This window comes from Undibacterium sp. TC4M20W, from assembly GCF_049340245.1.
Taxonomy (GTDB): domain Bacteria; phylum Pseudomonadota; class Gammaproteobacteria; order Burkholderiales; family Burkholderiaceae_D; genus Undibacterium.
The window spans coordinates 118110-132953 of sequence record NZ_JBMPPI010000017.1 but is presented as its reverse complement, the minus strand read 5'-3'; the positions used below and the strand labels follow the sequence as shown (position 1 = coordinate 132953).

Here is a 14844-nt window from a genome sequence, read left to right as displayed (position 1 = left end):
GCAATTAGCGGTCGTATTGACGTTGGGGTTGCTGTTGACCTTTGCTTTTGACTTTTGCAGTTCCCATGTGTCGGCGCCGTTTGTGCAGTACAGAAAATGGAAAAAGAAGGGCCGCTTGTTTGAGCCGCAGGCGAGTTTCGGACCTTCCCATTTTTTGTACTGCATAAACGGGGACCCCCTTCAGGGGGCGACGACGCCTGGGTCGCCTTCTTTTGCTTCCTTTTCTTGGCGAGACAAGAAAAGGGAGTAGCCGCCGGGCTACCCCCGGCCTGCTATCTCAAATGATGCGTGCAGGTATTTGAATTGCAGGAGCGTAAAACTAAGAATGTGAAGTTAATGTAATGCCGCGAACGCCGCTGGATTCCAGCCAAAAGCACGCTGGAATGACGTAGCTAACATTTATAGTCATTTAATTTACTTTCAGCCAGGTAAGGTACGTAAGTAAATTCTTTATTTCAAATAATGCCCCCAAACCGCAAGAACGTACAAGCCCATTCCCCAATTAACAGGCAAGATCCCATTCAATCGCCATCCGCAATATGGAATCACCCATGCCCTCAAGCACAAGAATGAAGCACTTCACCGCCGGTATCCGCGACACCGTCCCCATGCTGGTCGGTGCTGCCCCCTTCGGTATGATCTTTGGCACCCTCGTCGCCACCGCGCAAATGCAAGCCTGGCAGGGGCAGTTGATGTCGCTGGCGGTGTTTGCCGGGTCCAGCCAGTTCATTGCGACTGGCCTCATCGCCAGCCACACGGGCATGCTGGTGATCTGGCTGGCGACTTTTATCGTTAATTTGCGGCATATGCTGTATGCGGCTGCCCTGATGCCACACGTCAGGCATTTGCCAAGACGCTGGCGCTGGGGGCTGGGGTTTTTGCTGACTGACGAAACCTTTGCCGTGGTTGACGGCTATTACCGCCAGCATCCGCAGGATGTTTTGGGGCATTGGTATTTCCTGGGTTCCGGCTTGTCCATGTATGCCAACTGGCAAGTCTGGACGCTGACAGGCCTGATGTTCGGGGCGATATTCCCGCAGTTGCAGACCCTGGGTCTGGATTTTGCCATGGTGGCAACTTTTATTGCGATCGTCGTGCCGCAATTGTTCAAGCGCCCGCATCTGCTGGCAGCCATCGTTGCTGGCAGTACAGCCTATGCCTTGCAACACCTGCCTTATAAATTGGGTTTACTGGTGGCAATTGCTGCCGGGGTGGCGACCGGCATGCTGGCGTCCCGTTTTTATAAACCAGAACAGATCACTGCGGAGCAGGCATGAATATCACTTTGACCATACTCGGCATGGCTGTCATCACCTTTCTGGTAAAAGCCCTGATCTTTATCCTTGGTGACCGTGTGGCATTTTCCGGTAACCTCAAAAAGGCGCTGGAGTTTGTGCCAGTGACTGTGCTGACCGCCATCATCGTGCCCATGATTTTGTCACCGCATGGCAAGGAGCTGGAATTGAGCTGGCGCAATCCGCAACTGGTGGCGGCGACGGTGGCAGCCTTGCTGTGCGCGGTGACCAGACATCAACTGGCAACCATCATCGTCGGTCTGACAGTATTCTTTAGCTGGCAGTATATGTTGAGTTGAGGGTAGGATATACCCTTTGTAGCTTCAATATCTGGTAAATGACTTACGATTTCAGCGCAATCAATGCGGCGATGCAAAAATATGTGGACAGGCAAATCCTGTCCGGTGTCTCGACTGCGGTGCTGGCCGGGCGTGAACTGGTGCACCAGCACTGCACAGGCTGGGCCGATCGCGAAAGCCAGACAGCAATGCGCGATGATCATCTGTTTCGTGTGTTTTCGAATACCAAGCTGATCACCTCAGTAGCGGTGCTGCTGTTGATGGAAGACGGCAAGCTGGAACTCGACCAGCCTGCCGAAGAATTCCTGCCTCAGCTCGCGCACCTGCAAGTGCTCAAACCCGGCGCAACCCGTATTGATGATACCGAACCGGCACGCAGTAAGATCACCATCAGGCATTTGCTTTGCCATACCGCCGGTCTCAGTTATGGCTTGCTGGATCATGGTACGGTCATGTACAAGGCCTACAATGAAAAGCGGGTCATGAATGCCTTTACTACCCTGGCCGAGATGATGGATGTGCTGGCAGAATTGCCGCTGAGCTTTCATCCTGGTGAGGCCTGGGAATATTCTATCGCCACCGATGTGCTGGCGCGTTTGGTCGAAGTGGTCAGTGGCATGAGCTTTGACCGCTTCCTGCAATTGCGCATATTCAATCCCCTGGCCATGCATGACACCAGCTTTGTCGTGCCTGAACATAAACTGGACAGGCTGGCGTCTTACTATGCCGGTACTGACCCGCAAAATATCTTGCAGCGTGGCTTGCGCAAGCTCGACAAATCACCTTATCCCGGCGCATTCACCACGCCAGTGGCACGCCTTTCCGGCGGCGGTGGCCTGATATCAAGCATGCAAGACATGCTCTCGCTGATGCGCAGCTTCATGCCGGATGGCGATACCTTGCTGAGGCCCGAGACGATCAAGCTGATGATGCAAAACCATTTACCTGCTGGTACAGGCATTGCTTTTCCTGGCGTTGGTGATGTACCTGGCAAGGGCTTTGGCCTCGGTGGTGCGGTAACGCTTAAGCCGTCATCGATAGACCCACCAGCTTCCATTGGCGAATTTGAATGGGGTGGTATCGCAGGCACGCATTGGTGGATATCACCACGCCACAATATCGCCGGGGTATTGATGACACAAAGATTGATGAGCTTCTGGCATCCCTTCTCTTTTGACTTCAAGAGACTGGCCTACGAAGCATTGGGATTGAAATAAAAGATGGAGAACAATATGCACACACATAGCTTGCCGGGACGACGACTGCTCGTTCTTGCTGCCATCAGCAGCTTGCTGGCGGCTTGCAGCAGCCTGCCTACGCAACACGATGCAAAAATTCAGGCTGCCTGGGTAGTATTGGGGGAAAATGGTCAGGCGATTGCCCGCGCTGTGACGACAGACAATATCTGTCCTGCCCTGGCGCAGGATGGCAACCTGATCGCGATGAACCACAGAGCAGGGGCAAGTACCCTGCCTTTGCGCAAGACAGCCAGCAAACCGGAAGACAGCAAGCCTTCCGATTTTCCTGTGTTGACTTGTGAAGCACCCTTGCTGCCTGCGACCAAAACAGCCAGTGTAGGCGGACGGGATTTACCGATACCAAAACCGGTCGCACAAAAAATCATCGTCATTGGTGATACTGGTTGCCGCCTGAAAGTCGCAGACAATTACTTCCAGTCTTGCAATGACAGCGAGAAATGGGCTTTCCGTGAAATGGTGGAAACCGCAACCCGCTTCAAGCCTGATCTGGTTGTGCATGTCGGTGATTATCACTACCGCGAAAATGCCTGTCCCGAAGGGAATAAGGAATGCGCAGGCAGCCCCTGGGGTTATGGTTGGGATACCTGGCAGGCAGATTTTTTCACACCTGCACAGGCCTTGCTGAAAGCTGCCCCCTGGGTAGTCGTGCGCGGCAATCATGAAACCTGTGTCCGTGCAGGTCAGGGCTGGTGGCGCCTGATGGACCCGCGCCCTTTGAAGAGGGGACGTGACTGTGTCGATGAATCAAATGACATTCGTGGCGACTATAGCGATCCTTATGCCGTACCGTTGGGCCGTATAGGCAGCGAGCAGGCGCAACTGATCATCTTTGATTCAGCCAAAGTGCCTATCAAACCACTCGCAAAAACCGATGCTGCCTACCAGTTATATATGGAGCAGTTCAAGACTGTCAACAAGCTGGCAGAAAGTGCGGACTTCAATATCTTCATTGACCACCACCCTGTGCTGGCCTTTGCTGCTGAACGTAAAAAAGATGGGCCACTGAATATCTTCCCTGGCAATCTCGCCATGCAAGACATCATGCAAACCCTGAATACCACGCGCTTGTTTCCATCCAAAGTACAGGCGACCCTGTCCGGTCATGTGCATTTGTTTGAAGCGCTGACTTTCAGCACTGATCATCCTGTGCAATTTGTTTCAGGCAATGGCGGCTCTTCGCTTGATACGCCGCTGCCTGTGCCACTGGCCGCCAATTCCACACCGTATACCGAGGCAAAACTGGATTACTTCAGCAATTCGAATGAAGTCGGCTTCATGACCATGGAGCGTGAGCAGCAAAGCTGGAAAGTCCAGGCATGGAACAAGCAGGGCAAGCTGATCACCGAGTGCCGCATGCAGAGCAAAAAAACGGAGTGCAGCAACAAATAAGTAAAATCAGCTAAGCAGTTTGCACCATTGCGCCACAGTCCCTGCTCCAGATTCAGGATCAAGACTGTGGCGTAGTTTTTTCTTCAACGGCGGGTGCAACTAAAGGCACGATGACAGTAAAGCAGCTACCCTCGCCAGCTTTGCTATGTACCTGTATTTTTCCGGCCAGTATCGTCGTGACGAGGTTATAGACGATATTCATGCCCAGACCCGAGCCACCCTGGCCAAACTTGGTGGTGAAGAAGGGGTCAAATACCTTGCTTAAATGCTCTTGCACGATCCCGCTGCCATTGTCCCTGAATTCAAGTTTGACATGATCCTGGTCCAGCAGGCTGGTACTCAGGCACATGATGCCGCTGCTGCGTCCTTCAAAGCCATGCCGGATGGAATTGGTCAAAAAATTTCCTATGATTTGCCCAAAGGCACCCGGAAAACTATCCATCTGGATACCGGCCTGCAAATCAGTCTGCATGGCAAAGCCGGTCTTGGCATAAAGGGATGAATTGGTCAGCAGGATTTCTTCTACCACCTGGCTCAAGTCAAATTGCCTGCGCATATCACTGGACTGATCGACCGCCACATGCTTGAAGCTGCGTATCAGTTCAGAAGCGCGCTGCAAGGACCGCAGCAAGACATCAGAACCAAAAATAGTACTCTCCAGGAAGGCATTGAAGGCACTGCGTTTGATCGACCCTTGCTGCAATTCGCCTTGCAATACTCTGGCCTGGTCTTGCAGGGTACTGGCAACGGTCACGCTATTGCCTATCGGGGTATTGAGTTCATGCGCGACACCCGCCACCAGTGAACCCAGCGAAGCCAGTTTTTCCTGGCGTATCAATTCGCCTTGCATGAGTTGCAGCGAATTGAGAGCTTCTGCCAGTTCTGCATTTGAACGCTCGAGGTTTTCAGTACGCCTGGCAACCCGGTCTTCAAGCGAGGCATTCAGGTTCAGCAAGTCCTGCTCTGCAGCGAGCTGGCGTGTCACATCTTGCGGGGTAACGATATAACGGGCTTCACCATCCGCCATATAAGTACGAGAAGACAGCAGACACACCTTGATGCTGCCGTCAGCATGCCTGAACCTGGCCTGGAAATGATCGACCTGGGGTTCGGTACGCAAGAGCGAGATGAACTTGCGCATCTCTTCTTTATCTACCCAAAAAAGTTTTTGATATTCTTCACCAGCACCGACGATGTCATCGTGACGGTAACCAAATAATCGTATCCAGGCATGATTTACGGCATCAATTTTTCTGGTGTGCAGATTGACCAGGGCAATCGCCAGTGGCGAACGTTCAAAAATTTCAGAAAATTTATATTCGGCATTCCTGAGAGTCGCTTCAGACACCCGCAATTTATGGAATTGCCTGGCCAGCATGGCCATGACGCCGAGCAGCAACAAGACCACCACAGCAGTGAAGATGGCCCTGGTCTGCAGGCGCTGGTACCAGGGGGCGAGTATGCTTTCAAGATCACGCCCATACACGACACTGAGCGGGAAACCGCTGACCTTGCGATACGCATACAGGCGCTCAAATTCATCATCGAGCCAGTCAGGGTCAGTGAAGCTGCCTTCCTTGTCCTGGCTGGCCAGCCTGCCCGTCGCAGGCTCCTTGCTGATATCACGGTTCACATAGCGCGCCTCAAAAGGGGAGCGGACGATGATAAAACCCGCATTCGCGATCAGGGCCAGCATCGCATTATTTTCTTTTGCCACATTTGCATACAACTCGGCAAAATAGGCGATGCGCAGGTCAGTGCTGATCATTGCCACCTGCTTACCCTTCTTGTCAAACACATTGCGGGCGATAGGCAGCACCAGTTGGCTGTCGTAGCGGCTTTCATACGGGCTGCCGATGACGACCTCTTTATACTCGGGATGTTGCATGAGGAAATGGATATCATCCCTGCCAGCCACCGACATCTGATGCGATGGAAAATCAGGCGAGCTGACCCAGCTATTGCCAGCCAGATCTATATAGCGCAAGGCCTTGATGTAGCGATAATCCTGAGCGTCATAATTATTGATGAAATGCTGGATATCGACACCGACATCCGTGAAAGAGGCGGCAGCAATCGCTGCAGTATCAAGTTTTTGCACGCCGTCCTGCATGGTCTGGGCCACATGTTCTTCAAGCAGGCGCACGGCTACATGAGCATTGCTGCGCTCTGCTTCCAGCGTCAATTCCCTGTCTTGCCGGGCACTCCAGTATGACTGCGCCAGGATGGCCGACACGATCAGTATCGTGACGGTAATCAGGCTCAGATTTTTACGCAGGAACACAGCTTCCCTTTCTTTTCATTACTCCATTCATCACCAGCCTGACCGATGTGATTTAAGGCATATTATTTAACGCGACCTTCGCGCCAGGCTTGCAATAGCTTGTCATAGGCAATGGTTTCGCCTTTGGGTTTTTCCACCGCCAGTTTTTTCCATGGTGCGCCCTTGTCGGTCAGGTACTTTGTTGTATCACGCACGGGATTAAGTTTTGGTGGGCAATTCTTCATGCCTTTGCTTTGCAGTTCCGCCATGACCTGGTCTATCTGTCCGGCCAGTTTGTCCAGTGCGGCCTGGGGGCTGGTTTGGCCCTGTACTAGGGGTGCGATATTGCTCCACCACAGGCTTGCCAGCTTTGGGTAGTCCGGCACATTATTCCCTGTCGGCGTCCAGGCGACTCTGGCAGGGCTGCGGTAAAACTCAATCAGGCCGCCGTAACGATAGGCATTTTTTGTGAAGTACTCATGACGTATGTCTGATTCGCGTATGAAGGTCAGGCCGACGATGGATTTTTTCAGCGACACGCTTTTTGAAGTGACGAACTGCGCATACAGCCAGGCAGCGGCCTTGCGGTATTCTGGTGTGGATTTGAACAAGGTCCATGAACCCACATCCTGATAACCATTTTGCATGCCGGTTTTCCAGTAGGCACCGTGAGGTGAAGGAGCCATGCGCCATTTGGGGCTGCCATCAGCATTCATGACGGGCAAGTCAGGCTTGATCATGGCGGCGGTGAAAGCGGTATACCAAAAGATTTGCTGGGCAATCTGGCCTTGCGCCGGCACTGGCCCGGCCTCAGTAAAATTCAATTGCCGGGCTTGCGGCGGCGCGTATTTGTTTAGCCATTCCAGATATTTGCTGAGTGCATACACAGCCGCCGGTGAATTGGTGGCACCGCCCCGACTGACACTGGCACCTACCGCCGTGCATTTGTCACTGGCGACACGTATGCCCCATTCATCGACCGGCAAGCCATTTGGTATGCCACGGTCTGCCGCACCCGCCATGGACAACCAGGCATCGGTAAACCGCCAGCCCAGCGAAGGATCACTCTTGCCATAATCCATGTGGCCGTAAATAGCTTTGCCGTCTATGGTTTTGACATCCTTGCTAAAGAATTCTGCGATGTCTTCATAGGCCGACCAGTTTTGCGGTACGCCGAGTTCATAGCCATATTTTTGCCGGAATTGCTCCTGCAAGTCCTTGCGGGCAAACAGGTCAGCCCGGAACCAGTAGAGATTGGCAAATTGCTGGTCTGGCAGTTGGTAGAGTTTGCCATCGGGTGCTGTCGTAAAGCTGGTACCGATAAAGTCCTTGATATCGAGGCCGGGGTTGGTGAACTCCCTGCCCTGGCCCCTCATATAATCCGACAAGGGTTCGATGACACCATAACGGTAATGGGTACCTATCAGGTCAGAGTCTGATATCCAGCCATCGTAGCTGCTCTTGTCGGCATACATGGATTTTTGCAGGCGCTCAACCAACTCACCCTCAGGCATGGTTTCATGAATGACCTTGATGCCGGTAATCTCGAAAAAAGCTTTTGCCAGCACCGTAGATTCATAGGCATGGGTATCGATGATTTCAGACGCCACTCTGATCTCGCTGACACCGGCACGCTTCAGTTTGTCTGCCGCCGCGATAAACCAGCGCATCTCATCCATCTGCTGGGTAGCAGTCAGGCTGGATATCCTGAATTCTTCGCGCAGCCATTTTTCAGCAGCCAATTGGTCTGCATGCGCAGTCACCCATGGCAGCATCAGCAATATTGCCAGCGACATTACTGATATGGTGCCGGATTTCCGGATTGCAGCCATTCATGGACTCCATCTCAAGGACAAACAGCTTTTTGCTTTGGCTTTCCTTTGGCTTTCTATACTCAGGGCAGCCGCTGTGGACAGATAAGGTGAGGATGCTCCGTATAAATCATTTATTAAAACTGCAATCACACTCAAACTGATTGCAAGAAGGAAATATATTTATGCATCTGCCGCAGACCAAGAAGATACAACGATCGGCCAGGCATGAGTGACGATTCATCATGAGTTGAAGATTTTTTACCTTTTTTTCAATCGTGGCCTGTTGTCACGTCATCAAACAGTCACACTGCTTACACTATCCTGTCACATGCACTTCCTACACTTGCGGGTTTTCTACCCACCAGGCTCATTGGAAGGCACATGATGACACGCAAGCAAGTTCAATTTTCCATGCACATAATGACAGCACAGGTACTGGTTGCCATCGCATGCATGACACAACAGCACGCCAGGGCACAAGCCGTTGCTGCTCCTGAAACTGTCCAAGAATCCCCGTCCGCACTCGATGCGGATGCGATCAAATCGCGTGTTGTCATCAGTGGCGCTTCTATAGGTAACCGGGCACCAGTACAAACGTCGCTGAAAGCTACTCAGCCACAGTCCGTGATCACGGCAACCTTCATAGAACAATCAGTGACGCCACTGGCAGATTTTAATGCGGTGGCACGTATTGCCCCCAGCGTTGGTGCAGGTGTCTCGCCGAATGGGCCAGGCCTGGCTGAAACCAAGGTGACGCTGCGCGGTTTTCAGGATGGTGAATATAACATCACCTATGATGGCATCCCTTTTGGCGACACCAATAATCCCACCCATCATTCCACTTCGTATTTCCCGGCGCGTATCATCGGTGGCATGGTCATAGAACGTGGTCCTGGCAATGCCAGCAATCTGGGGCAGGCGACATTCGGTGGCTCGGTCAATCTGTTTTCCAAAGAGTTGTCGCAGGATTTTCATTTCTCACCGTATGCCACATTTGGTTCCTGGAATACCAGGATGACTGGCGTGCAAATCGACAGTGGCACCAGCTCGTATTTTGGCGATACCCGTTTCATGTTCAATGGCTCGCGCCTGACGACAGATGGCTACCTGACTTATAGCGGTGTGACCGAAGACAATTACCAGTTCAAACTGCAGCGCAGCCTGGGCAAGGACACCACGCTGACCGTGTTCTCAACCTTCAACAAAATCACCAGCTATGCAGCCGACAAAGGTGGCGTGACCCTGAACCAGGTAGCGCAGTTCGGCAAGAACTATGCACTCAATAATGATCCCAAGAGCCAGAATTTTTACGGCTATAACTTCAATAACAAGAACACGGATTTTGATTACATACGCCTGCAGTCAAAACTGGCAGGCTGGGGAATCGACAATACCCTCTACACTTACTCCTATACCAATGATACCTACTCCGGCCAGGATGCCAGTGGCGCGACTGCGAATGGCACCAAGGCTGGCGTAACAGGCAATCTGAATGTTCCTGGTTATAACAAGCTCAATGCCTACCGTGTGAATGGCGATATCCTGAAAGCGAGCAATCAATTTGATGCTGGTTTGCTGCGTCTGGGCATATGGATGGAAAATGCCAGTACCAACCGCCATACCTATGACTTTGACTGGACCCTGGGTGTCGCCAACCCGAAAGAATCGACTGCCCCCAAGAATGTCGCTTATGAGCAGGGCTCGAACTGGAGGCAATACCAGCCCTTCGTCGAATTTGAATGGGCCGCCATGCCAGACCTGACGATTACACCGGGTTTGAAATATGTCAGCTTCCAGCGCTCACTTGATGCCAAGGTCAACCAGACCACCCGCATCCCGACCGTTACAGAACAAACCTATACAACAACCTTGCCTTTCCTGACTGCCAATTACAGCATCAACAAGGAATGGTCTGCGTATACGCAAATCGCCCGCGGCTTTCTGGTGCCTGACTTGTCCATGTTCTATGTCAACACGCCCAGCCTGAGCGCACCAAAGCCGCAGACATCGACCAATTATCAGCTCGGTATGGTTCATCAATCCAGAGATTTGACGCTGGATGCTGACGTGTACTACATCGATTTTAATAACAAGATCGCATCCACTGGCACAGGCAATGATGTCGTGTATTACAACCAGGGTGGTGTCATCTACAAGGGTATAGAAGCTGCGGCGACTTACTATCTCGGTAGCGGTTTCTCAGTGCATGCGAATGCTTCGCTGAATAGTGCCAAGACAAAAGATACAGGCTTGCAGGTTGCCAAGGCACCAGAATCCACCTCTGCTTTTGGTTTGCTGTACAAGGCTAGTGGCTTGCATGCTTCATTGATCGCCAAAACCACGGGCCAGCAATATGCAAAAGATGGCGAACCGGCAGCCTACAAAATAGCGGCTTATACCACGACAGATTTCACGCTGGGCTATCGCTACAAGACAAATGGGCTGATGTTCAAAAATGTGAAGGCGCAGTTTGGTATCAATAATCTGTTCGACAAACAGGATGCCACGTCCATTTCCGCAAATAGCAAGGGTGCAGCATTTGATCAATATACTTTTGTACCATCCCGCAGTTGGAATTTTTCAGTGACAGCTGATTTTTAAACAAATTTGCGTGCACTGATTTGGTGATGGCAGGCCGTTTTGGCCTGCCATTTTTGCTTTTTAAGCATGCGTATTGTCGGCATTTCGCCACGGAAAGTGCAAGAAATGGTGAAATGACTTTTTGTAAGTCTGACCATCACCTAATTTGAAAAGGCGAGCCTTTTGTTTATGTTTCCGTCAAGCATCTCCTAGTAGGCATCAAAAAATCGTATATCAGATTACTAATTTTTTGCCAACCGCCGAGTTGCCACTATGCAATTGTTTTGCGGATTTCCCTGAGGAAATAGTCTAAATCTGTCTGTTCAATAAAACTTACAATGAAGAAACTTTCAAGGAGATAGCATGAAATTGAAGCCTTTTATTACTCTATTAGCGATGACATCCGCAGTATCAGCCGCTTGGGCTGAGGATACATCCAACATCACCATCAGCGGATTTGGCACTGCCGCACTGACACGCAGCAATACTTCTGACGCAGAATTTGCCCGTCCAAATCAATTGGCAGGCGTCACCAGCAGCGCAAAAACCGGCGTGGATTCCAATCTTGGTTTGCAAGTCACCGCAAAAATGAATGACTGGCTGTCTTTTACGGGCCAGGGTCTGGTGCGTAAAAACGTCACGGACAATTTTGGTGCAGAATTGGCCTGGGCCTTTGCCAAAGCCAAGGTATCTGACAACCTGAACATACGCGTGGGCCGCGTCGGTTTGCCTGTGTATATGATTTCTGATTACCGCAATGTTGGCTATGCCAACACCATGTTGCGCCCACCGGTAGAAATGTACACCCAGGTCACGCTGGAAAGCCTGGATGGTGCCGACGTGCTGTACCAGACCAATCTGGGTGATACTGCCGTGACTGCACAAGTTGCTTATGGTGTGACTGACTCGGACAACCGCGGTGGCTTTACAGCGAAATTCAAAAAGGTATCGAGCATCAATATCGTCGCTGAAAATGGCCCTTTCACTTTGCGTTTTGGCCGTGTCGATGCAAATGTCACTGTCGATAATTCCACTAACCTCAACACCCTGGTTTCTGGCCTGACGAAGTTTGGTTTTGCCTCTGCTGCAAATGCCATCGCGGTAAATGACACCAAGGCTTCTTTCACTTCCGTCGGTCTCGGTGTGGATTGGAAGAGCATGGTAGTGCAGGCAGAATATGGCAAGCGTAAATCTGCCAGCCTGTCTATTGCAGACACCACCTCCTGGTACACCATGTTTGGTTACCGCATGGGCAGTTTCTTGCCGTATGTGGTCCATGCATCAGCGACTCAGGACAGCCCACGCACTGTCGCAGGTTTGCCAACTGCTGGCCCGCTGCTGCCGTATACCCTCGGTGCAAACTCACTGGCAACTGCCTCACCAATACAAAGCAGCAACAGCATAGGTGTGCGCTGGGATTTTCATAAATCTGCCGCTTTGAAGTTGCAGCTCGACAGGATGTCACCCGACAATGGCCCAGGCGTATTCATCAATGCCAAGCCGGGTTTCAAAGGTCCTGTGACCGTGTTTGCAGCAGCAGTTGATTTTGTATTTTGATGGGAGGCGTGATGAATAAGCTATTGACACATTTATTGTTCGCCGCCACTGTCATGACTGGCACTGCAATGGTGCAAGCCGCCGAACTGGTCGTGATAGTGAATACTGCCAACCCGGCAACGGCCATGACGGCTACCCAGGCTTCGCAATTCTTCCTCGGTAAATCACCGATGTTTACCCCGGTGGATTTGCCGGATAATTCACCACTACGTGCCGAGTTCTACAAGAAAGTGGCAGACAAGGATTTGTCTGAAGTAAAGACAATCTGGTCCAAGCTGGTGTTTACCGGCAAAGGTACGGCACCGAAGGAATTGCACAGTAGTGCAGAAGTGAAAAAAGCTGTGGCTGCCAATCCTACCGGCATAGGCTATATAGAAAAATCAGCGGTGGATGCGACGGTCAAGGTCGTGACTTTCTTGCCCTGACCAATCAGTCGGTTAATTGTCAAAAAGAAAGCTGCTGGTCAGCTTTCTTTTTTTTCGTCTTTTTTTTACATTGACGCTACAAATTACCATTCAGAAATTTGCATTCCGCAACACTTCCTTCTACAACTAGATATATAGTCATAATATCCCCCCACCTCTGTTCCCGACTTCCTGACCTTCGCAATTTTGTTGTTCTTTTCTAATAAAGGACTCACCATGAAATTGTTTTATGACCTGAGGATTTCTGCCAAGCTGTTTGTTGGCTTCATGTTGCTGCTGATACTCACCGTTTTTCTTGGTGGCTTTTCAGTCTTTCAATTGTCGCGGGTAAATGCCACTGCACTGGAATTGGGCACCAACTGGATGCCCAGCGTCAATGCCGCCATGGGTATCAAGGAAAGAATCTCACGACTGCGTACCCAGGAAATGCAAATCGTGCTGTCAGCAGGTGATGAAGCCAACCTGAAAAAATACGAAAAGCGCAGGACTGATTATGTTGCAGAACTCAAGAAGTATGAATCGGACTATGCAAAACTGATCAGCACGGAGTCAGAAAAAAAGTTCTTTGCCGAATATCTCGCCCTATGGGAGCGCTATGCAGCCGAGACAAAAAAAATGTCCGCTCAGGCCAACGCCGGCAATATGGAAGAAGCGCGCACGACCTTGCGCGGCGAATCATCCAAACTGAATGCGGACATGCTGGCAATTATCGACAAAATAGTGCAGGTGAATGCCGATGGCGGTATCGCCGAATACCACTCGGGTGAACAGATTTATGCGAACTCCAGGAATCTGATACTTGGCCTTATCGTCGCCACCATTGCATTGGGAATGCTGCTGGCTTACTGGATAGCCCGAGTCGTGGCTGGCCCCCTGCAAGAAGCTGTCAAAGTCGCCAAGACCGTGGCTTCAGGTGACCTGACCAGTGATATTCAGGTCACTACAAGGGATGAGACCGGCGAACTCCTGCAAGCCCTGAAAGAGATGAATGCCAGCCTGTTATCTGTTGTTGGTGAGGTGCGCACAGGTACTGACCTCATCGCAACAGCCTCGACAGAAATCGCCAATGGCAACATGGATTTGTCAGCACGCACTGAAAGCCAGGCGGGTTCACTCGAAGAAACGGCATCTTCCATGGAAGAGCTGACTTCTACCGTCAAGCATAATAGTGATAATGCACGCCAGGCCAATCAGTTGTCTCATTCAGCTTCTGCGGTGGCGCAAAAAGGTGGCAGCGTGGTGTCTCAAGTGGTGGATACCATGGGTTCCATCAGTGCATCGTCCAAAAAGATTGTCGATATCATTGCCGTTATTGACGGCATTGCCTTTCAGACCAATATCCTGGCGCTGAACGCTGCAGTAGAGGCCGCACGGGCTGGCGAACAAGGGCGCGGCTTTGCCGTGGTCGCATCAGAAGTGCGCAATCTCGCACAGCGCTCTGCCAGCGCAGCCAAAGAAATCAAGACGCTCATCAATGACTCGGTTGAAAAAGTCGATCTGGGTACACGCCTGGTCGATGAAGCAGGTATCACCATGAAAGAAGTCGTCGATAGCGTCAAGCGTGTCAGTGACATCATCAGCGAAATCACGGCAGCCGGTGCCGAACAAAGCTCAGGCATAGACCAGATCAATACCGCCATCATACAAATGGACCAGGTCACCCAGCAGAACGCCGCGCTGGTGGAAGAAGCGGCCGCAGCAGCAGGGGCCTTGCAAGAACAGGCAGCAAACCTGAGTCGTGTTGTTGCGGTATTCAAACTCCACAATGTGCAGCCTGCTGCAGGTTTTCAAAGTCAGGTAGCCAGGCCCGCCGCCAGAATATCTGCACAAGCCGCTAAACCAGCAACGAATACACGCAAGCTGCCACCAGCAAAAGCGGTAACAAATAAGCGTGAACCAGCTAAAACAGAGCAAGACTGGGAAGAATTCTGAGATGTCTGACCCGGCCCGTATTACTGGCTTT

The 14844-nt window shown here is 51.4% G+C and carries 10 protein-coding genes; 8 read left to right on the top strand and 2 right to left on the bottom strand.

Translation table 11 applies throughout. The features are described from left to right. Positions 1 to 551 precede the first annotated feature (551 nt). From ACO0LL_RS19615 to ACO0LL_RS19600, 4 genes are read left to right on the top strand one after another with little or no spacing between them, the layout of a single operon-like run. Positions 552 to 1277, top strand: a complete 726-nt coding sequence (locus tag ACO0LL_RS19615; RefSeq protein ID WP_422952499.1) for an AzlC family ABC transporter permease — start codon at positions 552 to 554, stop codon at positions 1275 to 1277. Continuing rightward, positions 1274 to 1594, top strand: a complete 321-nt coding sequence (locus tag ACO0LL_RS19610) for an AzlD domain-containing protein (protein WP_422952498.1) — start codon at positions 1274 to 1276, stop codon at positions 1592 to 1594. Before ACO0LL_RS19615 ends, ACO0LL_RS19610 begins: the two co-directional genes overlap by 4 nt. A gap of 38 nt (positions 1595 to 1632) precedes the next feature. Then, positions 1633 to 2811 carry a serine hydrolase domain-containing protein gene (locus ACO0LL_RS19605; RefSeq protein WP_422952497.1) on the top strand — a complete coding sequence of 393 codons (1179 nt, stop codon included), beginning with the start codon at positions 1633 to 1635 and terminating at the stop codon, positions 2809 to 2811. A 15-nt stretch (positions 2812 to 2826) separates the two neighbouring features. Continuing rightward, positions 2827 to 4242: a metallophosphoesterase family protein gene (locus ACO0LL_RS19600; protein WP_422952496.1), complete on the top strand. Its 1416-nt coding sequence runs from the start codon at positions 2827 to 2829 to the stop codon at positions 4240 to 4242. A 58-nt stretch (positions 4243 to 4300) separates the two neighbouring features. Here ACO0LL_RS19600 and ACO0LL_RS19595 read toward each other — a convergent pair whose 3' ends face one another. Together ACO0LL_RS19595 and ACO0LL_RS19590 are read right to left on the bottom strand one after the other, a co-directional pair. Continuing rightward, positions 4301 to 6526 (bottom strand): ATP-binding protein, encoded by a 2226-nt coding sequence (locus ACO0LL_RS19595; protein ID WP_422952495.1) that lies wholly within the window; start codon positions 6524 to 6526, stop codon positions 4301 to 4303. 62 nt (positions 6527 to 6588) lie between these two features. Beyond that, positions 6589 to 8301 (bottom strand): ABC transporter substrate-binding protein, encoded by a 1713-nt coding sequence (locus tag ACO0LL_RS19590; protein WP_422952505.1) that lies wholly within the window; start codon positions 8299 to 8301, stop codon positions 6589 to 6591. Between the two features lie 402 nt (positions 8302 to 8703). Here ACO0LL_RS19590 and ACO0LL_RS19585 point away from each other — a divergent pair, with 402 nt between their 5' ends. From ACO0LL_RS19585 to ACO0LL_RS19570, 4 genes are all read left to right on the top strand, one after another. Then, positions 8704 to 10920, top strand: a complete 2217-nt coding sequence (locus tag ACO0LL_RS19585) for a TonB-dependent receptor (protein WP_422952494.1) — start codon at positions 8704 to 8706, stop codon at positions 10918 to 10920. 342 nt (positions 10921 to 11262) lie between these two features. Next, on the top strand, positions 11263 to 12456 hold the full coding sequence (locus tag ACO0LL_RS19580) for a hypothetical protein (protein WP_422952493.1): 1194 nt from the start codon (positions 11263 to 11265) through the stop codon (positions 12454 to 12456). Between the two features lie 11 nt (positions 12457 to 12467). After that, positions 12468 to 12881, top strand: coding sequence for a hypothetical protein (locus ACO0LL_RS19575; protein ID WP_422952492.1), 414 nt, complete (start codon positions 12468 to 12470; stop codon positions 12879 to 12881). 216 nt (positions 12882 to 13097) lie between these two features. Further along, complete coding sequence (locus ACO0LL_RS19570) at positions 13098 to 14813, top strand: methyl-accepting chemotaxis protein (RefSeq protein ID WP_422952491.1); 1716 nt, start codon at positions 13098 to 13100, stop codon at positions 14811 to 14813. The last annotated feature ends 31 nt before the right edge of the window (positions 14814 to 14844 follow it).

What these genes read in the sequence shown, in the direction of transcription:
- ACO0LL_RS19615 (WP_422952499.1), top strand. Translation starts at nt 552, where the DNA reads ATGCCCTCAAGCACAAGAATGAAGCACTTCACCGCCGGTATCCGCGAC.
- ACO0LL_RS19610 (WP_422952498.1), top strand. Translation starts at nt 1,274, where the DNA reads ATGAATATCACTTTGACCATACTCGGCATGGCTGTCATCACCTTTCTG.
- ACO0LL_RS19605 (WP_422952497.1), top strand. Translation starts at nt 1,633, where the DNA reads ATGACTTACGATTTCAGCGCAATCAATGCGGCGATGCAAAAATATGTG.
- ACO0LL_RS19600 (WP_422952496.1), top strand. Translation starts at nt 2,827, where the DNA reads ATGCACACACATAGCTTGCCGGGACGACGACTGCTCGTTCTTGCTGCC.
- ACO0LL_RS19590 (WP_422952505.1), bottom strand. Translation starts at nt 8,301, where the DNA reads ATGTCGCTGGCAATATTGCTGATGCTGCCATGGGTGACTGCGCATGCA.
- ACO0LL_RS19585 (WP_422952494.1), top strand. Translation starts at nt 8,704, where the DNA reads ATGACACGCAAGCAAGTTCAATTTTCCATGCACATAATGACAGCACAG.
- ACO0LL_RS19580 (WP_422952493.1), top strand. Translation starts at nt 11,263, where the DNA reads ATGAAATTGAAGCCTTTTATTACTCTATTAGCGATGACATCCGCAGTA.
- ACO0LL_RS19575 (WP_422952492.1), top strand. Translation starts at nt 12,468, where the DNA reads ATGAATAAGCTATTGACACATTTATTGTTCGCCGCCACTGTCATGACT.
- ACO0LL_RS19570 (WP_422952491.1), top strand. Translation starts at nt 13,098, where the DNA reads ATGAAATTGTTTTATGACCTGAGGATTTCTGCCAAGCTGTTTGTTGGC.